The following is a 24,994-nucleotide window of genomic DNA, read 5'->3' on the forward strand; positions in this document are numbered from 1 at the left end:
GATATCTTCAGAGCATGAGTGGCCGAGATGTGAAGGCCGACAGCGCTCCGCGCGAGTCGGCGACGGTCACCTCGTTGCGCCAGACCAATCGTGCCGCCGCGCTCCAGTACATCATCCGTGAGCGTGAGACCACGCGCGCCGCCGTTGCGCGCAACGGCGGCCTCTCGACGGCGTCTGCCGCCAACATCACCACCGAACTCATCGAGGATGGGCTGGTCGTCGAGACCGGATCGGTCGCCTCTCGCGGTGGTCGCCCGATCGCGCTGCTGGCGCCGCGGGCCGAGGGCGCCTACTCGATCGGCGCGGATGTCGGCGAACGCGGCGTGGCCGTGGAACTGTTCGACCTCAGCCTGCGCATGGTCGACCGCGAGTTCCGAGGCGGTCAGCGCCAGGAGACCCCTGAAGACATCGACCGTGATCTGAAAGAGGCGATCGACGCGCTCCGCGAGCGCAACGCGTCGCGGTGGGAGCGGGTGCTCGGTATCGGGCTCGGCCTGCCGGGCGTCGTGGAGTACGCGCCGAGCGGTGCGCAGATGCTCTATTCGCAGAGTCTCGGCTGGGAGCCGCATCCGATTCCCCTCGATCTCGACCCGCACCTTCCCGTCTTCGCGGACAACGGCGCCAAGACGCAGGCACGCGCTGAGCTCTGGTACGGTGCCGCGCGCGGTATCGACCATGCGGTGGTCGCCCTGCTCGGCCGCGGGGTCGGACTGGGCGTGATCACGCAAGGCGAGCTCTACCGCGGAGCATTCGGGGGTGCGACCGAGTGGGGCCACACCAAGGTGCGCTTCGATGGTGCGACCTGCCGCTGTGGGCAGCGTGGCTGCGTAGAGGCCTACCTCGGCGCCGATGCCCTTCTCGAGGCCTGGCGGGTGCGCGGAGGCGTCTTCGACGGCAGCGGATGGCATGCCGTGGGCGCTCTTCTCGACGCGTCGCAGCACGATGCCGCGGCTTCGGCCGTCGTGGACGAGACGATCGAAGTGCTCGGTGCGGCGCTGGGGAGCCTGGTGAATCTGACCAATCCCGAGAGGATCGTCGTCGGCGGCTGGGTAGGCATGCGGCTCATGGAGCGACATGGACCGGCGATCACCGACGCGGTGAGGCGCAACTGCCTGGAGCGGTTGGGCACGCAGTTCTCGCTGGTTCCCGCGTCCTTCGGCGGCGACACCGTCGCGCTGGGGTCGGCGATCCTGCCGATCGAGATGCTTATCAACACACCGCGCGCCGATCTCGCCTTCTCGTAGGCCTGACGCGCTGCGCCGACGTCAGCTCACGGCAGCGGCGTGTTGCGGCTGCCGAGCCGCGAGGTGTCGACCGTGTCGTGGGCGCCGCGGGCGACGCCGCTGACGAACCCAGCGCCCCACGAGAGGTGCATCGACGGCAGCACGGCAGCCGTCCAGAGCTTGTCGCGCCAGCCTCTGCCGCCGCCGTTTCCGAGTGCGACGACGATGATGAGCAGCGCGTACAGCGCGAGCGGAACGTAGACGATGGATGCCACGAAGGACCAGACTCCCGAGATCACGCCGGTGAGCTGCAAGAGCCCGACGACCACGGCGAGGACGATGTCCAGCACGAGGAGCGGCGGGGCGAAGAAGCGGAGCGAGTTGCCGCGGCCGAATCGGCGCACGAGCTCGCCGCGCCAGCGCCCCGTCGCATAGAACTGCCGCACGAGGCGGGCCCAGCTCTCACGGGGCCAGTACGTGACCGACAGGGACGGATCGAACCACACGCGATACCCCGCGCGTCGGATGCGCAGATTCAGCTCCCAGTCCTCGCCGCGCCGGATCGACTCGTCGAAGAGGCCGACCTCGTCGAGGACGGCGCGGCGCATGACGCCCAGATACGCCGACTCGGCCTCGCCCGCCTGCGTACCGCCGTGGTAGGCGCCGCCGCCGAGGCCGATGGGGGAGTTGTACGCGCGGGCGACCGCTCGCTGGAAGGGCGACCGGCCGTCGGCGCGCATGACGCCGCCCACGTTCGCCGCGCGCATGCCCTCGAGGGTCTGGAGCGCACGGCGGGTGTAGTCGGGCTCGAGCTCGGAGTGGGCGTCGACCCGCACGACCGTCGGGTAGCGACCGGCGCGGATCGCGAGGTTGAGTCCGACGGGGATGTCGGCAGCCGGATTGTCGATGAGCACGATGCGCTCGTCGGTCGCGGCGAGGGATCGAGCGAGCTCGCTGGTGCCGTCGGTCGACGGTGCGAGGGCGATCACGAGCTCGACCGGGCCCGCGACATCCTGTGCCAGGACTGTCCGCACCGCGCGTTCGAGGTATCCGATCTCGTTCAGGACGGGCATGACGAACGAGACGCCGGAGCCCGGGGGGACGACCGGTGCATCCTTGCGACCGGGATCCACGACATGCACGCGTCGATCATGTCATGTCCGCCTCTGGGTACGCTGGAGGGGTGGGTCTGGTCTCCGACGCGAAGAAGGCAGCCGCGCTCGTGCGCAAGGCGGTGGCGAATCGGTCCGCTGCGCGCGAGGTGCGCAGAGCGCTCGCCGCGAGGCATCCCGATCCGCCGCACCATTTCCGCGTGGCCGTGTACTTCGCCGACGGCGCGGTGAACATGTACCAGATGCGCCAGTGGTACAAGCCGCTCGCCGAGCTCGCCAAGACCTGGCCCGTCGTCGTGCTCGCCCGTGCCGCGACCGGTGCGCAGGCCCTCGTGGCCGACGGCGCTCTCCCGGTCGCGTTCGTGCCGACCGTCCGCGACCTCGAACGGTACATCGCCGAGCAGGACATCCGGGTCGTGCTGTACGTCAACCAGAACACCCGCAACTTCCAGATGTTCCGCTACGGGCGCCGCTGGCATGTCTTCATCAACCACGGCGAGTCCGACAAGATGTACATGACCACGAACCAGTACAAGGCGTACGACTACGCGCTGGTGGCGGGTCAGGCGGCGCGCGAGCGCCTCTCTCGCGTCCTATGGGACTACGACCTCGACTCCCGCACGATCGAGATCGGCAGACCGCAGGCCGATCACTACTCCGGCACGCTGCCGTACACCCCCGATGACCGCACCGTCGTGCTGTACGCCCCGACGTGGGAGGGGGATCGCCCCTCGGCCCACTACGGCTCGATCCGCACGCACGGCGAGGCCCTCGCATCCGCCCTTCTCGCGACGGGTCGCCATCGTCTCGTCTACCGTCCGCACCCGCGGTCGGGTGTCGTCGACCGCGAGTACGGAGCGGCGAATCAGCGGATCATCGCGGCCATCGCGGCGGCCAACGCCGCCGATCCGTCGGCGCAGCACGTGTTCGACGACAAGCCGGACCTCGGCTGGCAGCTGTCAGCCGCCGATGTCGCGATCGTCGACATCTCCGCGATGGTGTACGACCGGCTCGCCGCCGACAGGCCGCTCCTCATCACGCGTCCGGCAGACCCGGCCGCCGTCATCGACACCCACGGCTACCTCTCCGCGTGCGAATGGCTGGATGCCGCGACGGCGGGCGCGATCGTGTCGCACACCGATCGGGTGCTGCAGGACCCGGGCGCGACCGCGCGGCTCGAGGAGTGGGTGCGGCACTACTTCGGAGACACCGCACCGGGCGCCGCGAGTGCGCGCTTCCACGACGCGATCGGCACGCTCATGCACCGGTGGGACGAGTGGCACGTCCGCTCCCTCGACGAGGGCGAGGACGACGAGGTCGACGAAGCCGAGCTCGACGACGAGCTCACAGCCTGATCACACCACCGTCTCGGAGCGGTCGGCGAGCCGCGCGATCGCGCGGAGCGGGATGCTGACCCACGTCGGGCGGTTGCGGGCCTCGTAGATCGCCTCGTAGACGGCCTTGTCGAGTTCCAGCGCCGCCAAGAGCTCGCGCTGGTCGTCGAGGTCGGTTCCGGATGCCGCGCAGTAGCCGTCGAGGAAGGCCGTCCGGGCGCTCCGCGCCCACTCCTGCGCCGCGCCGGGCGCGCGCGCCGGATCGCCCTGTCGGATCGAGCCCGCGACGTAGTCGAACGACCTGAGCATCCCGGCGACGTCGCGCAGAGCGAGATCGGGCTCCCGGCGCTCGGCCATGGGCCGCAGCGGCTCGCCCTCGAAGTCCAGCAGCACCCACCCGCGGTCGGGTACGAGCAGCACCTGCCCCAGGTGATAGTCGCCGTGGATGCGCTGCCGATGCGGCCACCAGGTGGCTTCGGCGCGCTCGTAGACGCGCTCGATCGCCGCCTGCCGCTCCGCGATGGCCGGCACCTCCGCGATCGCGATCGACAGGCGCCGCCGCCACGTGGCCGACGTCGCGGCGCGCGAGGCGTCGTCTGTCTGCGGCGTGGGGAACAGTGCCGCGAGCGAGAGGTGCACGTCGGCGGTCGCGGCTCCCAGATCGCCTGCGCGCTCGGTGAAGTCGTCACCGCGTGCGCCGGCCCGCAGCGCCACCCGCCAGGCGTCCTCGACCCCGGGCAGGAACTCCTGCGCGAACGCGAGGGAGCCGTAGACCGATCCGGCGGCCGTCGTCGAGTCCGGCCACCGAGCCTCGAGCGACCCGACGGCGCGAGGAACATGCGCCGAACCCGCGTCGGCGAGGGCGGTCGCGAGTTCGATGTCGGGGTTGAGGCCCGGGTGAAGCTGCCGGAAAACCTTGCAGATGATGGGCTCACCGGTCTCGCCCGCGTAGATGATGGACGTGTTGGACTGCTCTCCGCGCAGGACGGAGGCGTGGCGAGGACCGGTCGCGATCTCGGCGGAGTTCGGGATGCCGCGCGTCACCACGTTCGGACCCCGCGCCTCGCCTCCTCCGGTCACGAGCGCGAGCAGCGCTTGAGCGTAGGCGGGGTCGTGGGCACCGTCGACGAAGGTCGTGCCGGGCTCGGGGCTTCCGATCACGTGCTCGGCGTCCGCGTCGAGGTGGGCCGTCGCGCGCTCGGCGATCGGCACCTGATAGAGCACGGGAGGAAGGGACCCCTCGTCCGAGACGAGCAGCGTGCGCAGCCGCGCTTCGTCGCCGGGGAGCGGGTTGTCGATCTCCCACCAGCCGATCAGACGCAGGCTCGGCGGCCTGCCCTTCGCGGCGTACCACCGCTGCCGCGGCATCCAGGCCGCTAGGCACGCCAGCGTGCTGTCCATGTAAGTGAGGTTAGGGGTCGCGGCGAGGTGTGTCGAGAACGGATTGCAAGCGCTTGCAGCCTCAGGCTCGACACGGGCCGTCAGTCGCCGTCGCCGTCGCCGTCTGCGACGGCCGCCGGAAGCTCCGTGGGGATCGAGATGGAGATCGAGCCGATCCCGGGGAACGACTCCGCCCCCAGGTCTATCGTCGGCGAGTCCGGCAGGCGCTCGGCGACGGGGGGATCGGGAAGCGGCTCGGACGGGAGTCCCGCCCACTCGACGGGGTCTTCGGGAAGCTTCTGGAACAGGCCCATGCCGCCATTGTCCCACCGCTGTGCGGGGCGGGCACGTCATACGACGAACCGCCAGCAGTACTCCTCGCCGGTCTCGGGACGGAACCATACGAGCGTCATCGTCAGGTCGGCGGTGTCGATCTCGCAGAAGCAGAGCGCGACCGTCTCGGCAGGCAGGATCTGACCCCAGTGCTCCGTCGCCGCGACCTCCGGCCCGTCGGCGAACAGGCGCACGAAGTCGAGCGCCTCGAGCCCCGAGTTGACCACGACGGGATGCCGAGGATCCGACCGCTCGACGTGCCAGGGCACGAGGTAGGCCGGGCGAGGACTGTCGTCTGGTTCGAGAGCGCGGAGCATGCGGCCGACGGTAGGCACGACGGCCGACGCGCGGGACGGCGGATCCGCGGGTCGGCGCCCTCGTTGTGGAGAGGATGCGCCGCAGCCGCGCGGGGGAGGAGACGGTCAGTCGTCGCCGAGATCCTCGGGATCGCTGCCGGCCGCAAGCTCTCGGCGTCGACCGGTGGCGCGACGCGCGGCGGTGCCGACGGCATCCGCCCCCTTCGACACGCCGCTCGCGATCGCTCCGCCCGCGCGGCGGAGTGCGCGGCCGGCCGTCGACTCGATCGTGAGGGTGCCGGGCTGCGGTTCGAGTGCTTCGGGCACCTGCAGCGGGGGAGCGCCGAAGGCGCGACGCGAATTGACGAGCACCCGCCGCCCCAGGATGTGGTTGCCCGTGCCGCCGATGACGGCGCCGATGCCGAACGGGAGGGCCTTGCCGATCCACGATGCACCGCCGCGCACCGCGAACTGGTGGATGAAGGTCGTCTTGAGCCGATCCACGAGCGGGCCGACGGCGGCCCGCGGCAGCGTCTTGGTCACCAGCTCGCCCCAGTAGCCGGAGCGCGTGCCGCCTTTGCCGGTCGCCTGCGCCGCGAGCTGCGACACGAGGTCGATGCCCTCCCTCCCGAGCATGAGCGTCAGCACGAGTGCGCGCGCCCGCTCGGGATCGGCGACCGGGATGCCGTGCACCTCGGCGACCGACTGCGCGAAGAGCGTCGTCGCCTCGAGGAAGCCGACGGTCTCGACCCCGCTCAGCGCGAGCGTCACGCCCGTGCCGATGCCGGGGACGACGGCGGTCGCACCGACGGCGGCGCCGCCCGTCGTGACGGCCGTGAGATATCGGCGCTCGAGCATGCGGACGATGTCGGCCGTGCCGGCACCGGGATGACGCAGGCGGATGCCGCGCAGGTGCGCGAGCACGACCGGCCGCTGGATCGCGAGAACGCGGTCGAGCATGCGAACGACGTGCGGATGCTCGTCGGAGCCGACGGGCGGCATGTCGCCCTGCCACGGCGCGTCACCGGGCAGGGAGTGGATCTGATGCACCTTCTCCGCCATGCGCCGATCCTAAGCCGACGACCCCTGGGTGATCGCCGGGCTTGACAGGCTCAGACGTAGAGGTTCGCGCGCTCGAGGTCCTCGGCGAAGTCGACCTCGACGGCGTAGAGATCCGAGATGTCCATGGGCGCCAGCAGGACGCCGTCCTCGGCGATCGCGAGCTCGAGGCCGCGCTCGAAGTAGTCCTGGTCGTCGACGCGCGTGAGCTGGCGCATGAACGCCTTCTTGTCGGCGCTCGAGATGTAGTTGATGCCGACCGCCTCGCCGATGCCGCCCTTGACGGTCTTCGAGAGCTCTTTGATGAAGCCTTCGGGCGTCACGGTGTACTTGACCTCTTCGTCGCTGACCTTCGAGGTGTTGACGGTCACGAAGGACTGGTCGCGCTCGATGAGCGAGATGGCGCGACCGAGGATGCGGGGGTCGAAGACGACGTCGCCGTTCATCCACAGGACGCCGCCCCGGCCCGTCTTGGAGAGGGCGCGCAGGAGGCTCTTGGACGTGTTGGTCTGGTCGTAGCGGTCGTTGTACACGTAGTTGACGTCGGGGAAGGCCTCGACGATCGTCTCTGCGCGATAGCCGACGACCGTGGTCAGCTCGGCGTCGTCGCCGAAGACCGCACGGATGTTGTCGTGCTGCTGCTGCATGATGCTGCGGCCGTCGTTGAGCTCGGTGAGCGGCTTGGGCAGGCTGCGACCCAGGCGCGAGCCCATACCGGCCGCGAGGATGACGGTCTGAAGAGTCATGGTGTGCTCCTGGAGTGTGGATGGAGACGGCGAATTCACCGTACGGACACTCCTTCGTGCCTCGCCCATGGTAGCGATAGCGCCTGGGAAGGTGCATAATGTCGGGTCGCCGTTGCCATTTCGTGACATTTCGCGCTCCCTGTGACAACTCGCCGAGTATGGCGCGTCGGACGGGAACGGGTTGATAGCCTCGAACAGTGACAGCCTCCCTTCCGGTGCCACACGAGCCCCATCCGGACCAACCGGACGACTCGGTCGAGCGCGCGGAAGGCGCCGAGATCGTCGAGATCACCCAGCCGCAGGCGCCGCCGCGGGCCAAGCGACCCGCCGCGCCTCGCAAGCCGCGTGCACCGCGGGCCCCCAAGAAGTCGGCTGCTGATCCGGGACCCCCGCCGCCGTTGCCGCCCGAGTTCGTCGCGGCGGACGACGTCGTGGTACCGCCCCGGCCCCCGCTGCCGGGCGCGTCTGCGAACCACGGATCCGACGACGCCCCGATCGGCGACGCGACTCCCATCGCGGTCGTCGAAGCCGAAGAGCCGCCGGCCGCCGTCGAGGACGAAGCGCCGGCCGAGCCCGAACTGCAGGCCGATGTCGTCGAGCCCGAGGCGGTCGCCGTCGAAGCCGATGTCGTCGAAGTCGAAGAGCTCGAGGCCGACCCCGCGGAACCCGAAACCTTCGAGGCCGACCCCGCGGAACCCGAGACCGTCGACGCGGAGCCCGCGCCCGAAGCCGGCGCGGCGGACACCGAAGCGGCGCTCGCCGCCGTCTTCGCCGAGACGGCAGACGAGGCATCCGTCGATCCGTCCACGGCTGCGCTCCTCCTGCGCGGTGTCACGAAGAGCTTCGGCGACACGCGCGCCGTCGAGGGAATCGACCTCACGGTGCCGGCCGGCACGTTCTACGGTCTGGTGGGACCGAACGGCGCGGGCAAGACCACGACGCTCTCGATGATCGCGGGCCTGCTCCAGCCCGACCGCGGGCTGATCCGCGTCGGGGGAGTGGATGCCGCGGCCAAGCCTCAGCAGGCCAAGCGCCAGCTCGGCGTACTGCCCGACCGGCTGCGCACCTTCGATCGTCTGACCGGCCGTCAGCTGCTCTACTACTACGGCGTGCTGCGCGGACTCCCGTCCGCAGTCGTCGAGAGCCGCACCGCCGACCTCGCGCGGGCCTTCGACCTCACCGATGCGCTCGGACGCGTCGTCTCGGACTACTCGGCCGGCATGGTCAAGAAGGTCATGCTCGCGGGCGCCATGATCCACTCGCCGCGCGTGCTCGTGCTGGATGAGCCGTTCGAGGCCGTCGACCCGGTGTCGAGCGCCGTGATCCTCGACATCCTCTCGGCCTATGTCGCGCACGGCGGCACGGTCATCCTCTCCAGCCACGGCATGGACCTCGTCGAGCGCGTCTGCACGCGCGTCGCGGTGCTCGTCGCGGGCCAGGTGCTCGCCGAGGGCACGATCGACGACGTGCGGGGCGAGCTCACGCTCGAGCAGCGCTTCATCGAACTCGCAGGTGGCCTCAGCGACGTGGAGGGCCTGGAGTGGCTGCACACGTTCTCCGACTGAGGATCGCCCTCCTCGTCGGCGCCCTGCGGGGCGACACGGGTCGTGCGACGCGCGTCGTGATCGGACTCATCCTTCTGGTGACGGCGACCGTCGCCGCCTGCTGGGCGCTGCTGACGCTGCGGGATGCCGCGGACGAGGTGGCCCTCGCCGTCACCGTGCTCTGCGGGTCGGCCATCACGCTGGGGTTCGCGCTCGCGCCGGTCGTCGCGGCGGCGGCCGATCCCCTCGATCCGCGCCGATTCGCGCTCCTGGACATTCCGCACGGCCGCCTGGCCGCCGTGCTCGTGCTCGCCGGATTCGTCAGCGTGCCGATCGCCGCACTCCTCGCCTTCGCGATAGCAGGCGCCGTGCTGTGGGGCGCGCACGGTGTGCCGTGGGCGGCGGGAGCGGTGTCCGTCATCCTCGGTGTCGCGACCTGCGTGCTCCTCGCGCGCGTCTGCATGGCGCTGACCTCGCTCTTCCTGCGCGACCGGCGCTCGCGCGAGTTGACGGGGCTCTTCGTGCTCGCGATCCTCGTGGTCGTCGTGCCCGTGGGCGTCTTCCTCGCATCGCTCGAGTGGGACGGCACGGTGCCGAGTCAGCTGTCGGAGGCGGTCGATGTACTCGCCCTCACGCCGTTCGGAGCCGCGTGGGCCTTCCCCGGCCTCGTGGCGCAGAGCGATCCCGGTGCCGGACTCTCGCTCGCGATCGCGGTGCTGTCACTCGCGCTGCTGGGGCTGCTCTGGTGGTGGCTCGTGCGTCGCCTGCTGACGACGACGGAGCGCCCGACCTCGGGTCGCGAGCGCGCCGGACTCGGCTGGTTCGGCGTCGCCCCGGGCACCGCGGGGGGAGCCATCGCCGCCCGCAGCCTGCAGTACTGGTTCCGCGACCGCCGGTACGTCATGAATCTCGTGGTCATCCCGATCGCCGCCGCCGTCGCGCCCGTCCCACTGCTCATCGCGGGCGTGCCGCCCGAGATCGCGCTCCTCCTGCCCGTGCTTCTGGCGGCGCTGTTCCTCGGATGGCTCCCGCACAACGACCTCGCCTACGACTCGACCGCGGTATGGATGCACCTCGCGAGTGGCGTCCGGGGCCTCTCCGACCGCGTGGGGCGTCTCGTGCCGGTCCTCCTCGTCGGCGTCCCCCTGCTCGCGGTCGCGATCCCCGTGTCGGTCGCGGTGTACGGGCGATGGATGCTCCTGCCCGCCCTGACCGGCGTGTGCGTCTCGCTCTTCTTCTCGGCGCTGGGACTCTCGAGCATCTCCTCAGCCGTCGCCCCCTACGCCGTCTCGCGGCCGGGCGAGAGCCCGTTCCAGCAGCCCCAGCGTGTCGGCTCGTCGGGTGCGATGGCCCAGACCCTCGTGATGTTCGGGGCGATCGCGCTGACGGCTCCCGTGCTGTGGCTGTCGTGGCTCGCGATGACCGGCGACGCCGATCTCGCCACGGTGGCCCTGTGGTGGGGTGTCGGCATCGGCGCCGTCGTCTTCGCGGTCGGCATCGGGTTGGGATCGCTGGCGTTCGAGCGCCGCGGCAGCCGTCTCATGGAGTTCGCCGAAGCGACGTGAGCCCGCCCGCCCGCCATCGTCCGCGGCTAGACTGGCTCACCATGAGCACCCCCCTCGATACCCCCGATCAGGGTGGAACGACCACCCTCGACCGCGAGCTCGAAGAGCTCATCCGCGAGGAGAACATCGAGCCGGGCGACCACGAGCGCTTCTCGCACTACGTCAAGAAGGACAAGATCCTCGAGTCGGCGATCACCGGCAAGCCGGTGCGCGCGCTGTGCGGCAAGAAGTGGACGCCGGGCCGCGACCCCGAGAAGTTCCCCGTCTGCCCGACCTGCAAAGAGATCTACGAGTCCCTCGTCGGCTGATCAAGAGTCGGCCGTTCCGACGGTCGACCGCGTGTTCGCGAGCCAAGGAGGATCTCGCGAGACGAGGATGATCCGAGGCGGAACGTCCTTCTGTCGCGACAACTCCCTTGCCTCGCGGAACGCAGTGACTCACGCGTCGACGTAGACCGTGGGGATCGCCGGATCCGACCTGCTGAGCGCGAGTCCTCGCACGGGGAGCTCCTCGCGAGCGAGAGCGTGGTGGGCGCGCGCCGCGAGCACGCCCGGCGCCCCTTCGAACGCCACGTCGATCTCGCCGTCGACGACGAGCGGCACCTGGAGCGCGCGTGCGTCGGGATGCTCCGCCGCCGTCGACACGGGCTCGAAGCCGTCCGAGACCGAGACCAGCTCGCTCGTGGCCGTCCCGCGCTCGAGCGTGCGGAACGCCGCCTTGCGGCCGCCCTTCGAGCCCTTGTCGGTCGACGCCTTCGCGACGGAGACCCAGCCGCCTGCGGCGTCCTGTCTCGCCACGAGCTTGTAGACCATGCCGGCGGTTGGCACGCCGGAGCCGGTGACGACCGACGTGCCGACGCCGTATGCATCGACGGGGGATGCCGCGAGCGACGCGATCGCGTACTCGTCGAGGTCGCTCGTCACGGTGATGCGCGTGCCGGTCGCTCCGAGCTCGTCGAGCTGCGCGCGCACCTCGCCGGCGACGATCGGCAGATCGCCGGAGTCGATGCGGACGCCGCCGAGGTCCGTGCCCGCGACGCGGATCGCGGTCTCGACGCCGGCGCGGATGTCGTACGTGTCGATCAGCAGCGTCGTGCCGACGCCGAGCGCCGCGATCTGAGAGCGGAACGCGTCTTCCTCGGTGTCGTGCAGCAGCGTCCAGGCGTGGGCGGCGGTGCCCATCGTCGGGATGCCCCAGCGCCTGCCCGCCTCGAGATTGGACGTCGCCCCGAAGCCGGCGATGAAGGCCGCGCGCGCCGCGGCGACGGCGGACTCCTCGCCCGCGCGGCGCGAGCCCATCTCGGCGAGGGGCCGATCGCCGGCGGCGATGCTCATGCGGGATGCCGCGGTGGCGACGGCGGAGTCGTGGTTGAGCACGCTGAGCGCGAGGGTCTCGAGGATCACCGCCTCGGCGAACGTGCCCTCCACCGTGAGGATGGGGGAGCCCGGGAAGTACAGCTCACCCTCGCGGTAGCCCGTCATCGAGCCGGTGAAACGGTAGCCCTCGAGGAAGGAGACGGTCGCGGCATCCACCACCTTCTCGTCGCGCAGGAAGCGCAGCTCGTCGTCGCCGAACCGGAAGTCCCGCAGCAGGCTCAGCAGTCGTCCTGTTCCGGCGACGACGCCGAAGCGGCGGCCGCCCGAGAGCCGGCGCCCGAAGAGCTCGAAGACGCAGTGGCGTTGCGCGGTGCCGTCGCGCAGGGCCGCGTCGAGCATCGTGAGTTCGTATCGATCCGTGTGCAGGGCGCTCGATGCGGGCATGCGGTCAGCCTAGCGACGCGGCGGTCTGGCGTAGGCTGGTCCATCGTGAACGACGCCCCCATCGGAATCTTCGACTCGGGTGTCGGGGGACTCACGGTGGCGCGAGCGGTCTCGGCACAGCTGCCCCGTGAATCGATCCTCTACATCGGCGACACCGCCCGCTCGCCGTACGGTCCCAAGCCCATCGCCGACGTGCGCCGGTACGCGCTCGAAGTGCTCGATTCCCTCGTGGACCAGGGCGTCAAGATGCTCGTGATCGCGTGCAACACGGCATCGGCCGCCATGCTCCGCGACGCACGGGAGCGCTACGACGTGCCGGTCGTCGAGGTCATCGGCCCCGCCGTGCGCACCGCGATGTCGACGACGCGCAACGGGCGCATCGGCGTCATCGGCACGGCCGGCACGATCGGCTCGGGCGCGTATCAGGACATGCTCGAGGTCAACGAGCGGCTCACGGTCTTCGCGCAGGCCTGCCCGCGGTTCGTCGAGTTCGTCGAGGCGGGTGTCACCGACTCGCCCGAGGTGCTCGCCGTGGCCGAGGAGTACCTCGCGCCGCTGCGGCACGCCGGTGTCGACACGCTCGTGCTCGGCTGCACGCACTATCCCTTCCTCGAGGGCGCGATCAGCTATGTCATGGGCCCCGACGTCTCGCTCGTCTCGAGCGACACCGAGACGGCGAAGGACGTCTACCGACAGCTGGTCTCCCGTGACCTTCTGGCGGGTCCGGATGCCGCGTCCCGCCACGTCTACGAGGCCACCGGCGACTCCGCCGACGAGTTCCTGCGCCTCGCGCACCGCCTGATGGGTCGCGAAGTGAGCGAAGTCCAGCTCGTCCAGACCGGCGCCATCGACCTTCCCCGATAGCCCACCCGAAAGGCTCCCCATGACCGATATCGTCCGCGCCGACGGCCGCGCGACCGACCAGCTCCGCCCCGTCACGATCGAGCGCGGCTGGAGCGCCCACGCCGAGGGCTCGGCGCTCATCTCGTTCGGCGGCACGAAGGTGCTGTGCACGGCGTCCTTCACGAACGGCGTCCCGCGCTGGCTCACGGGCAAGGGCAAGGGCTGGGTGACGGCCGAGTACGCGATGCTGCCCCGGGCGACGAACTCGCGCAACGACCGCGAGAGCATCAAGGGCCGAGTCGGCGGTCGCACGCACGAGATCTCGCGCCTGATCGGCCGGGCGCTGCGCGCCGTGGTCGACACGAAGGCGCTGGGCGAGAACACGATCGTGATCGACTGCGACGTGCTCCAGGCCGACGGCGGCACGCGCACGGCCGCCATCACGGGAGCCTACGTCGCGCTCGCCGACGCGATCGAGTGGGGCCGTGAGAAGAAGTTCATCGCGCAGCGCTCCACTCCGCTCATCGACACGGTCTCGGCGATCTCCGTCGGCATCATCGACGGCGAGCCCATGCTCGACCTCGCGTACGTGGAGGACGTCCGCGCCGAGACGGACATGAACGTCGTCGTGACCGGTCGCGGCCTGTTCGTCGAGGTGCAGGGGACCGCCGAGGGCGCGCCGTTCGACAAGCGCGAGCTCGACGCCCTGCTCGAGCTCGGTGTCGCAGGATGCGCCGACCTGCGCGCGATGCAGCTGGCGGCTCTGGAGCAGTCGTGACACGGCAGCTCGTCCTCGCGACCCACAACGCGCACAAGGTCGAGGAGTTCGCCGCGATCGTCGCCGCGACGCGGCCCGACCTCGAGGTGATCGGCTACGACGGCCCCGAGCCGGTCGAGGACGGCGTGACGTTCGCCGAGAACGCGCTCATCAAGGCGCGGGCGGCGGCGGTGCACACGGGGCTGCCGGCGCTCGCCGACGACTCCGGCATCTGCGTCGACGTGCTGGGCGGTTCGCCCGGCGTCTTCTCGGCGTATTGGGCAGGACACGCGAAGGATGCCGCCGCCAACCTGAACCTGCTGCTCGATCAGCTCTCCGACGTCCGGGATCCGGGTCGCACCGCCCAGTTCGTCTCGACGATCGCGCTGGTGGTGCCGGGCGCCGACGAGCATGTCGTCGAGGGCGTCTGGCCGGGACGCCTCGCGGTGGAGGCGTCAGGCGCGGGCGGCTTCGGCTACGACCCGATCTTCATCCCCGACGGCCAGGAGCGCACGGTCGGGGAGTGGTCCGCCGAGGAGAAGAACGCGGCATCCCACCGTTCGCGGGCGTTCCGCGCGCTCGTCCCGCTCCTCGCCGGCCTGTAACGAGAATCAGACTCATTCCCGACTGGGCGCGAAGCGCACTCGACAGTCGGCACCGGGCCTAGCCTGGAGCCATGCACGATCACGCGCCAGCGGGCGGCATCCGAGGCGCGAGCAATCGCCGTCTCCTCGCCGTGTCGCTCGCCATCACGACCGTCGTCATGCTCGTGCAGATCGTCGGCGCCGCGCTCTCGGGGTCCCTCGCCCTCCTCGCCGACGCGGCACACATGTTCACCGACGCCGCAGCCCTCGTGATCGCGCTCATCGCCAGCATCGTCGCCGCCCGACCCGCGAATGCGCGGAGCACCTTCGGGTACCAGCGCGCCGAGGTGTTCGGCGCCCTCGCCAACGGCGTGATCCTCATCCTGCTGTCGGTGTGGGTCGCGGTCGAAGGCGTGTCGCGACTGCTGAACCCCGAAGAGACCGAGGTCGCGGGCGGCCTGATGCTCGTGATCGCCGTGATCGGCCTGCTGGCGAACGCGGTCGCGATGTGGCTGCTGAGCGCCGCGCAGCGCCGCAGCATCAACGTGCGCGGCGCCTACCTCGAAGTGCTGGGCGATCTGATCGGATCCGCCGCCGTCATCGTCGCCGCGATCGTCATCGTCACGACGGGGTGGATGCCCGCGGATGCGATCGCCTCGCTCCTCATCGCGGCGATGATCGTGCCCCGTGCGATCTCACTGCTCCGCGAGGTGTTCTCCGTGCTCTCGGAGTCGACGCCGAAGGGCATGCACGTCGACGAGATCCGCGAGCACATCCTCTCGACGCCGGGCGTCGTCGACGCGCACGACGTGCACGTATGGCAGCTCACGCGGGGTGCGCCGGTCTTCAGCGCGCACGTCGTGGTGGATGCCGAGGCCCTCGCGGACGGCAGGTCGTCGTCGATCCTCGCCAAGCTGCAGAGCTGCCTCGCCGAGCACTTCGACGTCGAGCACTCCACCTTCCAGCTCGAGCCCGCGGATCACGTCGAGCACGACGCGCACGCCTAGGGGTATGCTCGCGCTGTGCGCGGCATGGGGGCGGCGCCCTCTTCCACAGGGAGCCCATTGACCACGTCCGCGCAGCCCGAATCGCCCGCGGCGTCCGTCGCGCCTCCGCTCGCAGTCGCGAGCACGGCCCGACCGCGACGACGCAGCATCGCCGTCGCGATCGTCAGCGAGCCGGGACTGTGGCTCCTGCTCTACGTGGTCGGCCTCGCATTCGTCGCGTTCTGGCCCGTGCCGATCGATCGCGATGCCGACGCGATCCTGGCATCCATGACGCAGGCGGTGCCATGGCTCACCTACGAGCGCATCGAGTTCCTCGCCAACGTGGTGCTGTTCATGCCGTTCGGGCTCCTGCTCGTCGCGACGCTGCGACGGCGCGGCACGCTCGCCCTGCTGATCGCCGTCGGCGTGTCGATCGTCATGGAGGCGGGGCAGGCGGCCTTCCTCCTCGAGCGGACGCCCAGCATCCTCGACATCGTCGCCAACACGACGGGCGCGGCGATCGGCATCGTCCTCGCCCTCGATCTGCTGCGACCCGCGAAGCCGCGAAGCTAGTCCTCGCGCACGACCTCGCTCGGCGACGTGTCGGGCCGGAGCCCTCGCCACCGCGAGTGGCGCAGGATCCCGCCGGGCGTGAACTCGGCGTACTCGACCTCGCCGACGATCTCGGGCCGCACCCAGAGCGCGTCCGCGGCGTCTTCGCGCGGCACGCCCACGAAGGGGTTGTCTTCGCTGCGCAGCGGCGTCAGCGTCTTCTCGAGCAGCGCGAGGGTCTTCTCGCTGAATCCCGACCCGACCCGGCCCGCGTACTGCAGTCCGTCGGGACCCGGGATGCCCAGCAGGAGCGAACCGATCGAGCCCGAGCGCAGACCTCTCCCCGGGCGGATACCGCCGATCACGACGGCCTGCGCGTGCGTGATCTTGACCTTGAGCCACGATTCGGACCGGATGCCGCGTCGGTAGCGGGATGCCGGATCCTTCACGACGATCCCTTCGAGACCGAACTGCCGGCTCGCGTCGAGCGCGGCATCCACGTCGTCGAACACGGGAGGGACCACGATCGGAGCGATCGCCCCCTCGGCGACCTGCTCGAGGACCTTTCGCCGCTCCGCGAGCGGCAGCGCAGCGGTGTCGGTCGATCCGTGGGCCAGGACGTCGAACAGATACCAGCGCACCGGCGTGCGCGGGGCTTCCTTCGCGATCTCGCGCGGTTTCGAGAGGTTCATGCGGTTCTGCAGCAGCGGGAAGCTCGGCCGGCCGCGCTCGTCGAGCGCCACGATCTCGCCGTCGAGCACCACCGGGTCCGTTCCGAGCCCGGCGTCGAGAGTCGTGAGCTCGGGGTACTTCGCAGTGATGTCGTTGCCGCTGCGCGCGCGCAGGTGCAGGCGCTCTCCGTCCCAGAAGCCGATCGCGCGCACGCCGTCCCACTTGGCTTCGACCCAGGGTCCCCAGCGCTGGGCGGACCGCCGTGCGATCCCCGGTGAGCTGACGGTCGCGAGCATCGGGGTCAGTGCGCTCGCGGCCGGAACGGGCGCAGGCGCAGCGTCTCGCGCCCGCCCGACGGCGAACGGCGCCGCCTCCGTCGCGCCCCGGGCGATGATCGGCTGGCCGTCGGACTGCGCGCGGCCCGCGGCATCCGTCTTCATCCGATGCAGCAGCCAGCTGGACTTCTCACCCGCACCCTCGGTGCGGATGAGGGCGAGTCGCACGCGGCCGAGCGGACCGCCGGGCTGTCCCTCGAGCGTCGCGATGATCTCGTCCTCGCGCCATTTCTCGAGCTCGTACGTGCCGCGATCCCAGATCGTGACCTCGCCGCCGCCGTACTCCTTCGCGGGGATCACCCCCTCGAACGACGCGTAGTCCATGGGGTGGTCCTCGGTCATGATCGCGAGATTGTTGCGCCGGTACGACGGCGGGATGCCGCGCGGCACCGCCCAGCTCACGAGCACGCCGTCGTGTTCGAGGCGGAAGTCCCAGTGCAGCGCGGTCGCGTGGTGCTCCTGGATGACGAAGGTCGGCAGGTCGCCGACATTCGTGGCGCCGAGCGGGTTCGACGGCACAGGCTCGGGGGTCTTCCCGGCCGTGCGCTTGGAGATGTAGGCGGCGAGGGGTCCGTCGCCCGCTTCGCGGGCCCCGGCTCCGAAGCCGAGAGCGGCGAGGGGGTCGCCGATCGTCTCCATGCGTGCGAGGACCTCGGCGAACTCGAGCTGCCGCAGATCGGGATCGTCGAGTTCGTCCCAGCTGCGGGGAGCCGCGACCGTCGGATGCGGGCGGCCGCGCAGCGAGTACGGGGCGATCGTCGTCTTGGCGCCGTTGTTCTGGCTCCAGTCGATCAGCACCTTGCCGTCGCGCTCGGCCTTCTTCATGCTGCTCACGACCAGGTCGGGGTGGTCGGCCTCGATCGCGCGGGCGAGCTCCTTCGCGAGGGCCGATGACTGTTCCGTCGTGTGTCCGGGCGGCAGGGCGGAGTACAGATGGATGCCCTTGCTCCCGCTCGTGACGGGCAACGGCTCGAGGCCCATGTCGGAGAGGATCGCGCGAGCCCACTGCGCGACGAGCGCGCACTCGGCGAGGCCCGCGCCGGGCCCCGGATCCAGGTCGAGGACGAGGCGGTCGGCCGGGCCGCGCTCGCCGTCTGCGGTGAACCGCCACTGCGGCACGTGCAGTTCGAGGCTCGCGACCTGCGCCAGATACACCAGAGTCGCGCGATCGCCGACGAGCGGGTAGTCCTTGGCGCCGCTCGAGTGCTCGATGGGCGAGCGCTGCACCCACGACGGCGCGCCGCGCTCGAGGTCTTTCGCGAAGAAGACCATGCCCGGATCCTGTTCGGTGCCGACGCCCTCGGGCCAGCGCTTGCGGGTGACGGGACGCCCGATGACGTGCGGGATGAGCAGGGGGGCGATGCGACTGTAGTAGTCGATCACCTCGCCCTTCGTCGTGCCGGTCTCGGGGTAGAGCACCTTCTCGAGGTTCGTGAGACGCACGCGGCGGCCGTCGACGCGGACGAGCTGCTCACCGGGCATGCGTTCAGGCTAGCCGCGAGAGGTGTGACAGGTGTGTACTGGTGTGATGAGAGCGATCTGGAAGGGCGCGCTGACCTTCGGCCTCGTCAACGTGCCGGTGAAGGTCTATTCCGCGACGGAGGACCACGATGTGTCGCTGCACCAGGTGCACGCCGCCGATGGCGGACGCATCCGGTACCAGCGCATCTGCGAGATCGACGGCGAGGTCGTGCCGTTCCAGGACATCGACAAGGCGTACGACGACGGCGAGCAGACCGTCGTGCTCACGAAAGAGGATCTCGCGTCGCTTCCGTCCGAGAAGAGCCGCGAGATCGACGTGGTCGAATTCGTGCCGAGCGAGCAGGTCGACCTCCTGACCCTCGACAAGGCGTACTACCTCGAGCCCGACTCCGCGTCGCCGAAGGCGTACGTCCTGCTGCGCAAGACGCTCGAGGCGACCGATCGCACGGCGATCGTGCGCTTCTCGCTGCGGCAGAAGACGCGTCTCGCTGCACTCCGCGTGCGCGGCGACGTCCTCGTCCTGCAGACGCTCCTGTGGGCCGATGAGGTGCGCGAGGCATCCTTCCCCGCCCTCGACGAGACGGTGCGCATCTCTGCGAAGGAGCTCGAGCTGTCGGCATCCCTCGTCGAGAGCTTCGCGAGCGACTTCGACCCGGAGGCCTTCACCGACGAGTACCAGCAGGAGCTGCGCACCCTCATCGACGCCAAGATCGAGAAGGGCGATGCCCTCGACACGGCCGAGACCTTCGGAACGCACGACGAGGAGGACTCCGGCGGCGAGGTCATCGATCTCATGGAGGCGCTGCGCGCCAGCGTCGAGAAGTCGCGCGCGGCCCGTGCGGGTTCGACTGCGAAGACGGATGCCGCGAGCGCATCGGGGAAGACGTCGAAGGCGTCCGGCAAGCCGGCTGCGAAGAAGACGGCGGCCAAGAAGCCGGCCGCCAAGAAGAAGGCGTCCTAGGCCTTCGGCGCCTCACCGTCGTGGTGCTCGGGACCGCGGTCGAAGACCTCGGGGTCGAGCACGAGGGCCTCGGCCTCGGTGTGATCGGTCACGACGTCGGCGCCCGCGGCCGCGAGCTTCTTCGCCTTGTGGCGCTCGCGGAAGTAGTGCCAGAGCGTCACGAGCGCCGTGCCGCCGACCGCGGCGAGCAGGATCAGGTCGATGTACTCCTGCACGAACCACGCGACGGGCGGGATGAAGCCGATGGCATAGCCGAACATCGTGAGTCCGAAGCCCCAGATGACGGCGCCGATGAAGTTGTAGAGCGTGTAGCGCCACTTGTTCATGTGGCCGACGCCCGCCGCGACAGGCGCGAACGTGCGGACGATCGGCACGAAGCGGGCCAGGATGATCGTGAGTCCGCCGAAGCGCTCGAAGAACGCGTTGGTCCGCTCGACGTTCTTGACGCTGAACAGGCCCGACTCCTTGCGCTCGAAGATCGCAGGGCCCGCCTTGTGGCCGATGTAGTACCCGACTTCGCCGCCGACGAAGGCGGCCAGGCCGATCAGCAGTGCCACCCACCACACGCTGATGCCGAACACGCCGTTCGGCGCGTAATCCTGCGGGTGGGACAGGAGGCCGGAGATCACGAGCAGGGTGTCGCCCGGGAGGAGGAACCCGACCAGTAGTCCCGTCTCGGCGAACACGATGAAGCACACGACGAGGAGCGCCCAGGGGCCTGCCCCCGCGATGATCGTCTCGGGGTCGAGCCAGGGGATGAGGGCGGTAGGAACGGCGTGCACGGTGCGGGATTCCCGTCGGTCGGATCGGTCGGCGGTGGCTCGCTCGATCGAGCGAACCCGTGCGGAAGGTGGGACTTGAACCCACACGCCCGAAGGCACAGGAACCTAAATCCTGCGTGTCTGCCAATTCCACCACTCCCGCGGGTGCGATCAGTCTACTGAGCGACCTGTGCTCCGGCTGTGGGGGTGGCCCCCGCATCCATCGTCCTCTGGCGCAGGCCCCCGGTCGGTCGATAGCGTGAGCGCGTGTCCCTGCTCGACATCCCGATCGTGGACGGCCCCGTGCCGTGGATCGTCTACGGCGTCGCGGTCGCGCTGGCCGTCATCCTGCTGATCCGCACGCCCACCGCGCGGTGGATGCTCACCGCCGCGATCGGCGTCCTCGGCGGTGCCGTGATCGCCGCGGCGATCTACCTCATCGCGAATGCGACGGATGCCTTCGGCAGCGCGCTCCCGCTCGAAGTGTGCTTCTGGGCCATGGCGGCCTTCGCCGGGATCGGGCTGGCGGTCGTGAGCCTGTGGCAGAACCCCGTGTGGCGGAAGATCGTCGCCGTCGTCGCGATCGTGTGGTTCGCGATCACGGGGGTCATCGGCGTCAACGCGTTCTACGGTCTCAATCCCACGCTCGGCTCGCTCTTCGGCGCGGCGGGCGACAACCCCATCGCGATCCCGACGAACAGCGCGAGCCCGACGGGTCCGAGCGGACCGCTCTACGAGACGTGGACCCCGCCCGCGGACATGCCGGCCAAAGGCACGCAGGGCACGCAGAGCATCCCCGCGACGACGTCCGGGTTCGCCGCCCGAGACGCCGGCATCTACTTGCCTCCTGCGGCGCTCGTGAAGGATCCGCCGCGTCTCCCGCTGGTCATCATGATGATGGGCTACCCGGGAAACCCCGACCCGAGCTATATCGGCGATGTGCTCGACACATTCGCCGCCGAGAACAAGGGTCTCGCGCCGATCGTCATCGTCGCCGACCAGATCGGCTCGGGCGGCGACCCGGCCTGCGCGGACTCGAAGGCCTACGGCAACGCCGAGTCGTACATCACGAAAGACGTCGTGACCTGGGCGAAGGCGAACCTCAACATCATCGATGACCCGAAGTCGTGGGTCATCGCCGGGTACTCGAACGGCGGCGGATGCGCCATCAAGTACGGCGCGCTCGAGCCGACCGCCTGGAAGAACATCCTCGACATCTCGGGGGAGGAGTTCCCCGGTTCGGAGGATCCCGCCAGCGTGACCCAGCAGATCTACGGCGGCGATCAGGCGGCCTTCGAGGCATCCAAGCCCATCAACATCATGAAGGCCGCGAAGCCGGGGTCCTACGACGGGGTGACGGCGGTCTTCACCGTCGGCGGCGCCGACCCCGACTTCATCCCGGCGGCGATGGCCGTCTCGGCCGAGGCACAGGCGGCGGGCATGAAGACGACCTACTACGAGGTTCCCGGAGCCGGACACGTCGTCGACGGCCTGAACGGCGGGCTCACCGAGGGATTCACCGTGCTGTACCCCGTGCTGGGGCTGTCTCCGAACTAGACGTCGCAGCGCGGGGGCTGTGGATAACTTCGGGATGCCCCCGGAGGCGCCGGGCGATGATCCTCCGGTGACTTTCGCCGCCGCTCCCTCCGCTGCCGCGACCGCCGTGGCCGAGCGCGTGCGCGAGCGGCTGCGGGTCGAGCAGACGGATCCGTCGAGAGACCCCGATCGAGCACTGCGTCTCGCCCGTGCCGAAGTGCGGCGGCACAACGACTTCGCCCTTGCACGCGGACTCGCGCCGGTCGATGACGAGGCCGCGTGCGTGCGCGACGCGCTCGCCGCCGTGTCGGGGTACGGGCCGCTGCAGGTCCACCTCGACGATCCGACGGTCGAGGAGCTGTGGATCAATGCCCCCGATCGCGTCTTCGTCGCGCGCGCCGGGGTCGCCGAACGCGTGCCGCTGGCGCTCACCGACACCGTCGTTCGCGATCTGGTCGAGCGAATGCTGCATGCGAGCGGTCGCCGCGTCGATCTGAGCCAGCCGTTCGTCGACGCCTCACTGCCCGACGGCAGTCGCCTCCACGTCGTCATTCCCGACATCACTCGTCGGCACTGGGCCGTCAACATCCGCAAGTTCCTCCCGGCCTACCGCTCCCTCGACCAGCTGGTCGCGTCGGGGTCGCTCGACCTCCGTGCCGCAGACCTGCTCGAAGACGCCATGGCGTCGGGGCGCAGCATCCTCGTCTCCGGTGCGACCCACGCGGGCAAGACGACGCTCCTCGCGGCTCTCATCGCCGCGTGCCCGCCGGGGCACCGGATCGTCTCGGTCGAGGAGACCTTCGAGCTCGCGGCATCCGCGCCCGACATCGTCGCGCTGCAGGGGCGTCAGCCGAGTCTCGAGGGGACGGGCGAGGTCACGCTGCGCCGACTCGTGAAGGAGGCCCTGCGCATGCGGCCCGACCGCCTGGTCGTCGGAGAAGTGCGCGACGCCGAGGCGCTCGATCTTCTTCTCGCGCTCAACACCGGCATCCCGGGCGCGGCGACGATCCATGCGAACTCGGCCCGTGAGGCGCTCGTGAAGCTCGCGTCCCTGCCGCTGCTGGCGGGCCGCAACATCGACGCCGGGTTCGTGCTGCCGGCCGTCGCGTCGTCGGTGCATCTCGTGGTGCATTGCGCACGGGATGCCGCGGGTCGTCGCCGCGTCGTCGAGATCATCGAGCCGACCGGGCTGTCGAAAGGCGAGATCTCGGCGCGCACCGTCTACGGAGCGGCCGCATGACCTTCGTCTGGGGCGCCGCTCTCGCCGCCGGGGTGCTGCTGACCCTGTCGCCGTGGCTGTGGCCGGCCGGCGCTGCACGCGTCGCGGCGCCCGCATCGGGGCGGATCGCCCGTCTCCTCGAAGAGGCGGGTCTCGCGCGGGTCTCTCCGCTGCAGCTCACCGCGATCGCGGTGGGCTGCGCTGCCGTCGCCGCGGCCGTCGCGTGGCTCGTGACCCAGGTCGGCGCTCTCGCCGTCGTCGCCGCGTCAGCCGGCGCGATCGCGCCCCTCGCGTGGCTTCGAGCGCGCCGCACGAAGCTCCAGCGCACCCGCCGCGGACTCTGGCCCGACGTGTGCGATCTGCTCATCGCGTCGGTGCGCGCAGGCATGTCCCTTCCCGAATCCGTCGCGAGTCTCGCCGGGTCGGCGCCTGTCGAGCTGCGACCGGCCTTCGCATCCTTCGATCGCGATCTCGCGGCATCCGGTCACTTCGATTCGAGCGCGGCACGTCTCAAGGCGATGCTCGCCGATCCGGTCGCCGATCGTATCCTCGAGACGCTGCGCATGGCGCGCCAGGTCGGCGGCACCGAGCTCACGCCCGTGCTGCGCGCCCTCGCGGCGTCCGTCCGCGCCGACGCCGCCCTGCGCGCCGAGGTCGAGGCCCGTCAATCCTGGATCCGAGGCGCCGCCGTGCTGGGCGTCGCCGCGCCGTGGGTCATCCTCGCGCTGCTGGCGCTGCGCCCCGAGGGCGCCGAGGCGTACGGCAGTCCCGAGGGCGTGGCGCTCATCATCGGCGGCGCAGCCGTGTCGTTCGTGGCGTTCCGGGTCATGATCCGGCTCGGTCGACTGCCCGAGCCGCGACGGTGGTTCGGATGACGGATCTCGCATTCGCGGTCGTCCTCGGCACCGCACTCGGCGTCGGCGTGTGCCTGCTTCTCTCGCTCGGCCCGCGGTGGCGCGCGGTCGGACTCTCGCGCCGGCTCGCGCCCTACCTCCGTGATGTGACGGATCCCCTCGGCCTGACGAGCCCTCCGATCGGCGGCGGTCACGATCTGCTCTCCGTGTGGCGCGACGCCCAAGCGCGCTTCGGGCGCGTGGTCGGCGCATCGGCCTCCATCGAGCGGCGACTGCGTCAGAGCGGATGGGCGATGGATGCCGCGGCCTTCCGCGGACGGCAGCTCGCGTGGTCCGTCGCCGGCGTGGCCGCCGGCGGTGTGCTGGTCGTGATCCTCGTGCTCACGGGGGCCGCGACCACGGCGGTCTGGCTGGTGCCGCCCCTTTTCGGTGTCACGGGGGTCATCCTGTGCGACGTCCACCTGACGCGAGCGGCTCGGGCGCGCATCACCCGGATCGAGCAGGAGCTGCCGACCGTTCTCGAGTTCCTCACCCTGTGCCTGTCGGCGGGCGAGGGCATCCTCGACTCGCTGCGGCGCGTGAGCGACGTCGGGTCCGGCGAGCTGACCGCCGAGCTTCGCGAGGCGGTCGTCGCCGTCGGCACCGGGGCGTCGCTCTCGGACGCGCTCCTGCGGCTGTCGGCCCGCCTCGAGCTCGCGCCGCTCTCGCGCACGATCGACCAGATCGTCGCGGCGCTCGACCGCGGCGCACCGCTCGCGCACGTGCTCCACGCGCAGGCGGACGATGCGCGCGAGGACGCCAAGCGCGGTCTCATCGAGAGCTCCGGGCGCAAGGAGATCTACATGCTCCTTCCCGACAAGCGTGAATAAAGATTGCTGCCCTCGGCCCATTCTCGGGTTCTTCAGGGACCATCTACCTATGACCGAGGCTGTCTGGCTGGACTACCACGAGGCCGCGAAACGCGTCGGCCGTGACGACCGCACCATCCGACGATGGCGCCGGCACGGGCATGGCCATGACCTGGGGGCTCCGTGACGGCCAGAGGGCCCGAGTCGTCGAAGAGGAGACGCTGCTCGCGTGGTTCCGGCAGACGCTGCAGA

At 70.4% G+C, this 24,994-nt stretch carries 24 protein-coding genes and 1 tRNA gene; 15 read left to right on the plus strand and 10 right to left on the minus strand.

What is annotated here, in order from left to right:
• Positions 1–14 precede the first annotated feature (14 nt).
• Positions 15–1,244 carry an ROK family protein gene (locus ACTIFV_RS08510; RefSeq protein WP_439592359.1) on the plus strand — a complete coding sequence of 410 codons (1,230 nt, stop codon included), beginning with the start codon at positions 15–17 and terminating at the stop codon, positions 1,242–1,244.
• A 26-nt stretch (positions 1,245–1,270) separates the two neighbouring features.
• Here the strand turns inward: ACTIFV_RS08510 and ACTIFV_RS08515 are convergent, their stop codons facing one another.
• A complete protein-coding gene (locus ACTIFV_RS08515; protein WP_439592688.1) occupies positions 1,271–2,296 on the minus strand; it encodes a glycosyltransferase family 2 protein in 1,026 nt (341 codons plus the stop codon).
• A gap of 110 nt (positions 2,297–2,406) precedes the next feature.
• On the opposite strand from ACTIFV_RS08515, the gene ACTIFV_RS08520 reads away from it, so the two are divergent.
• Positions 2,407–3,690 (plus strand): CDP-glycerol glycerophosphotransferase family protein, encoded by a 1,284-nt coding sequence (locus ACTIFV_RS08520; protein ID WP_439592360.1) that lies wholly within the window; start codon positions 2,407–2,409, stop codon positions 3,688–3,690.
• Here the strand turns inward: ACTIFV_RS08520 and ACTIFV_RS08525 are convergent, their stop codons facing one another.
• The 5 genes from ACTIFV_RS08525 to ACTIFV_RS08545 all read right to left on the minus strand — a co-directional run bounded on the left by ACTIFV_RS08525 (position 3,691) and on the right by ACTIFV_RS08545 (position 7,483).
• On the minus strand, positions 3,691–5,070 hold the full coding sequence (locus tag ACTIFV_RS08525) for a maltokinase N-terminal cap-like domain-containing protein (RefSeq protein ID WP_439592361.1): 1,380 nt from the start codon (positions 5,068–5,070) through the stop codon (positions 3,691–3,693). It abuts the gene before it with no gap.
• An 80-nt stretch (positions 5,071–5,150) separates the two neighbouring features.
• Positions 5,151–5,363 carry a hypothetical protein gene (locus ACTIFV_RS08530; RefSeq protein WP_439592362.1) on the minus strand — a complete coding sequence of 71 codons (213 nt, stop codon included), beginning with the start codon at positions 5,361–5,363 and terminating at the stop codon, positions 5,151–5,153.
• A 36-nt stretch (positions 5,364–5,399) separates the two neighbouring features.
• On the minus strand, positions 5,400–5,699 hold the full coding sequence (locus tag ACTIFV_RS08535) for a hypothetical protein (protein ID WP_439592363.1): 300 nt from the start codon (positions 5,697–5,699) through the stop codon (positions 5,400–5,402).
• Positions 5,700–5,804: 105 nt separating this feature from the next.
• Complete coding sequence (locus ACTIFV_RS08540) at positions 5,805–6,740, minus strand: hypothetical protein (RefSeq protein ID WP_439592364.1); 936 nt, start codon at positions 6,738–6,740, stop codon at positions 5,805–5,807.
• 50 nt (positions 6,741–6,790) lie between these two features.
• Positions 6,791–7,483 carry an NTP transferase domain-containing protein gene (locus ACTIFV_RS08545; protein ID WP_439592365.1) on the minus strand — a complete coding sequence of 231 codons (693 nt, stop codon included), beginning with the start codon at positions 7,481–7,483 and terminating at the stop codon, positions 6,791–6,793.
• A gap of 197 nt (positions 7,484–7,680) precedes the next feature.
• Here ACTIFV_RS08545 and ACTIFV_RS08550 point away from each other — a divergent pair, with 197 nt between their 5' ends.
• Genes ACTIFV_RS08550 through ACTIFV_RS08560 form a run of 3 tightly spaced genes read left to right on the plus strand, consistent with a single transcriptional unit; the run spans position 7,681 to position 10,900 of the window.
• Entirely contained in the window at positions 7,681–9,048 is a 1,368-nt protein-coding gene (locus tag ACTIFV_RS08550) for an ATP-binding cassette domain-containing protein (RefSeq protein WP_439592366.1), read from the plus strand.
• Positions 9,024–10,592 (plus strand): hypothetical protein, encoded by a 1,569-nt coding sequence (locus ACTIFV_RS08555; protein WP_439592367.1) that lies wholly within the window; start codon positions 9,024–9,026, stop codon positions 10,590–10,592. The genes ACTIFV_RS08550 and ACTIFV_RS08555 overlap by 25 nt, the downstream gene beginning before the upstream one ends.
• Before the next feature lie 41 nt (positions 10,593–10,633).
• Complete coding sequence (locus tag ACTIFV_RS08560) at positions 10,634–10,900, plus strand: DUF3039 domain-containing protein (protein WP_248152779.1); 267 nt, start codon at positions 10,634–10,636, stop codon at positions 10,898–10,900.
• 129 nt (positions 10,901–11,029) lie between these two features.
• Here ACTIFV_RS08560 and ACTIFV_RS08565 read toward each other — a convergent pair whose 3' ends face one another.
• Positions 11,030–12,352 (minus strand): nicotinate phosphoribosyltransferase, encoded by a 1,323-nt coding sequence (locus ACTIFV_RS08565; RefSeq protein ID WP_439592368.1) that lies wholly within the window; start codon positions 12,350–12,352, stop codon positions 11,030–11,032.
• Positions 12,353–12,397: 45 nt separating this feature from the next.
• Between ACTIFV_RS08565 and murI the strand changes: the two genes are divergently transcribed.
• The 5 genes from murI (at position 12,398) to ACTIFV_RS08590 (ending at position 16,095) form a co-directional block, all read left to right on the plus strand.
• Entirely contained in the window at positions 12,398–13,216 is an 819-nt protein-coding gene (gene murI / locus ACTIFV_RS08570; protein ID WP_439592369.1) for a glutamate racemase, read from the plus strand.
• 19 nt (positions 13,217–13,235) lie between these two features.
• Complete coding sequence (gene rph / locus ACTIFV_RS08575; RefSeq protein ID WP_439592370.1) at positions 13,236–13,973, plus strand: ribonuclease PH; 738 nt, start codon at positions 13,236–13,238, stop codon at positions 13,971–13,973.
• Positions 13,925–14,557 carry an RdgB/HAM1 family non-canonical purine NTP pyrophosphatase gene (gene rdgB, locus ACTIFV_RS08580; protein WP_439592371.1) on the plus strand — a complete coding sequence of 211 codons (633 nt, stop codon included), beginning with the start codon at positions 13,925–13,927 and terminating at the stop codon, positions 14,555–14,557. The genes rph and rdgB overlap by 49 nt, the downstream gene beginning before the upstream one ends.
• A 71-nt stretch (positions 14,558–14,628) precedes the next feature.
• The gene (locus ACTIFV_RS08585) at positions 14,629–15,543 is read left to right on the plus strand and encodes a cation diffusion facilitator family transporter (protein WP_439592372.1); all 915 of its coding nucleotides are present in this window, start codon (positions 14,629–14,631) and stop codon (positions 15,541–15,543) included.
• 57 nt (positions 15,544–15,600) lie between these two features.
• Positions 15,601–16,095, plus strand: a complete 495-nt coding sequence (locus tag ACTIFV_RS08590; protein ID WP_439592373.1) for a VanZ family protein — start codon at positions 15,601–15,603, stop codon at positions 16,093–16,095.
• Here the strand turns inward: ACTIFV_RS08590 and ACTIFV_RS08595 are convergent.
• Positions 16,092–18,563 carry an ATP-dependent DNA ligase gene (locus ACTIFV_RS08595; protein ID WP_439592374.1) on the minus strand — a complete coding sequence of 824 codons (2,472 nt, stop codon included), beginning with the start codon at positions 18,561–18,563 and terminating at the stop codon, positions 16,092–16,094. The genes ACTIFV_RS08590 and ACTIFV_RS08595 overlap by 4 nt on opposite strands.
• Positions 18,564–18,609: 46 nt before the next feature.
• On the opposite strand from ACTIFV_RS08595, the gene ACTIFV_RS08600 reads away from it, so the two are divergent.
• Positions 18,610–19,524, plus strand: coding sequence for a Ku protein (locus ACTIFV_RS08600; protein ID WP_439592375.1), 915 nt, complete (start codon positions 18,610–18,612; stop codon positions 19,522–19,524).
• On the opposite strand, the gene ACTIFV_RS08605 is transcribed toward ACTIFV_RS08600, so the two are convergent.
• A complete protein-coding gene (locus ACTIFV_RS08605) occupies positions 19,521–20,306 on the minus strand; it encodes a DedA family protein (protein ID WP_439592376.1) in 786 nt (261 codons plus the stop codon). The two genes, ACTIFV_RS08600 and ACTIFV_RS08605, sit on opposite strands and share 4 nt — an antisense overlap.
• 60 nt (positions 20,307–20,366) lie before the next feature.
• Positions 20,367–20,448: transfer RNA gene (locus tag ACTIFV_RS08610), tRNA-Leu, on the minus strand.
• A gap of 104 nt (positions 20,449–20,552) precedes the next feature.
• On the opposite strand from ACTIFV_RS08610, the gene ACTIFV_RS08615 reads away from it, so the two are divergent.
• The 4 genes from ACTIFV_RS08615 to ACTIFV_RS08630 all read left to right on the plus strand — a co-directional run bounded on the left by ACTIFV_RS08615 (position 20,553) and on the right by ACTIFV_RS08630 (position 24,763).
• A complete protein-coding gene (locus ACTIFV_RS08615; RefSeq protein ID WP_439592377.1) occupies positions 20,553–21,842 on the plus strand; it encodes an alpha/beta hydrolase in 1,290 nt (429 codons plus the stop codon).
• A gap of 67 nt (positions 21,843–21,909) precedes the next feature.
• Entirely contained in the window at positions 21,910–23,061 is a 1,152-nt protein-coding gene (locus ACTIFV_RS08620) for a CpaF family protein (RefSeq protein ID WP_439592378.1), read from the plus strand.
• On the plus strand, positions 23,058–23,915 hold the full coding sequence (locus tag ACTIFV_RS08625; protein ID WP_439592379.1) for a type II secretion system F family protein: 858 nt from the start codon (positions 23,058–23,060) through the stop codon (positions 23,913–23,915). Before ACTIFV_RS08620 ends, ACTIFV_RS08625 begins: the two co-directional genes overlap by 4 nt.
• Positions 23,912–24,763, plus strand: coding sequence for a type II secretion system F family protein (locus ACTIFV_RS08630; RefSeq protein ID WP_439592380.1), 852 nt, complete (start codon positions 23,912–23,914; stop codon positions 24,761–24,763). The genes ACTIFV_RS08625 and ACTIFV_RS08630 overlap by 4 nt, the downstream gene beginning before the upstream one ends.
• Positions 24,764–24,994: the final 231 nt, after the last annotated feature.

The organism is Microbacterium sp., from assembly GCF_051860965.1.
Classification (GTDB): Bacteria; Actinomycetota; Actinomycetes; order Actinomycetales; family Microbacteriaceae; genus Microbacterium.

Excerpts from the sequence above, each read along its gene's own strand:
- ACTIFV_RS08525 (WP_439592361.1), bottom strand. The coding sequence starts at position 5,070 with ATGGACAGCACGCTGGCGTGCCTAGCGGCCTGGATGCCGCGGCAGCGG.
- ACTIFV_RS08545 (WP_439592365.1), bottom strand. The coding sequence starts at position 7,483 with ATGACTCTTCAGACCGTCATCCTCGCGGCCGGTATGGGCTCGCGCCTG.
- rph (WP_439592370.1), top strand. The coding sequence starts at position 13,236 with ATGACCGATATCGTCCGCGCCGACGGCCGCGCGACCGACCAGCTCCGC.
- ACTIFV_RS08595 (WP_439592374.1), bottom strand. The coding sequence starts at position 18,563 with ATGCCCGGTGAGCAGCTCGTCCGCGTCGACGGCCGCCGCGTGCGTCTC.
- ACTIFV_RS08560 (WP_248152779.1), top strand. The coding sequence starts at position 10,634 with ATGAGCACCCCCCTCGATACCCCCGATCAGGGTGGAACGACCACCCTC.
- ACTIFV_RS08585 (WP_439592372.1), top strand. The coding sequence starts at position 14,629 with ATGCACGATCACGCGCCAGCGGGCGGCATCCGAGGCGCGAGCAATCGC.
- ACTIFV_RS08625 (WP_439592379.1), top strand. The coding sequence starts at position 23,058 with ATGACCTTCGTCTGGGGCGCCGCTCTCGCCGCCGGGGTGCTGCTGACC.
- ACTIFV_RS08540 (WP_439592364.1), bottom strand. The coding sequence starts at position 6,740 with ATGGCGGAGAAGGTGCATCAGATCCACTCCCTGCCCGGTGACGCGCCG.
- ACTIFV_RS08530 (WP_439592362.1), bottom strand. The coding sequence starts at position 5,363 with ATGGGCCTGTTCCAGAAGCTTCCCGAAGACCCCGTCGAGTGGGCGGGA.
- ACTIFV_RS08515 (WP_439592688.1), bottom strand. The coding sequence starts at position 2,296 with ATGCCCGTCCTGAACGAGATCGGATACCTCGAACGCGCGGTGCGGACA.
- ACTIFV_RS08600 (WP_439592375.1), top strand. The coding sequence starts at position 18,610 with ATGAGAGCGATCTGGAAGGGCGCGCTGACCTTCGGCCTCGTCAACGTG.
- ACTIFV_RS08535 (WP_439592363.1), bottom strand. The coding sequence starts at position 5,699 with ATGCTCCGCGCTCTCGAACCAGACGACAGTCCTCGCCCGGCCTACCTC.
- ACTIFV_RS08510 (WP_439592359.1), top strand. The coding sequence starts at position 15 with ATGAGTGGCCGAGATGTGAAGGCCGACAGCGCTCCGCGCGAGTCGGCG.
- ACTIFV_RS08630 (WP_439592380.1), top strand. The coding sequence starts at position 23,912 with ATGACGGATCTCGCATTCGCGGTCGTCCTCGGCACCGCACTCGGCGTC.
- rdgB (WP_439592371.1), top strand. The coding sequence starts at position 13,925 with ATGCGCCGACCTGCGCGCGATGCAGCTGGCGGCTCTGGAGCAGTCGTG.
- ACTIFV_RS08565 (WP_439592368.1), bottom strand. The coding sequence starts at position 12,352 with ATGCCCGCATCGAGCGCCCTGCACACGGATCGATACGAACTCACGATG.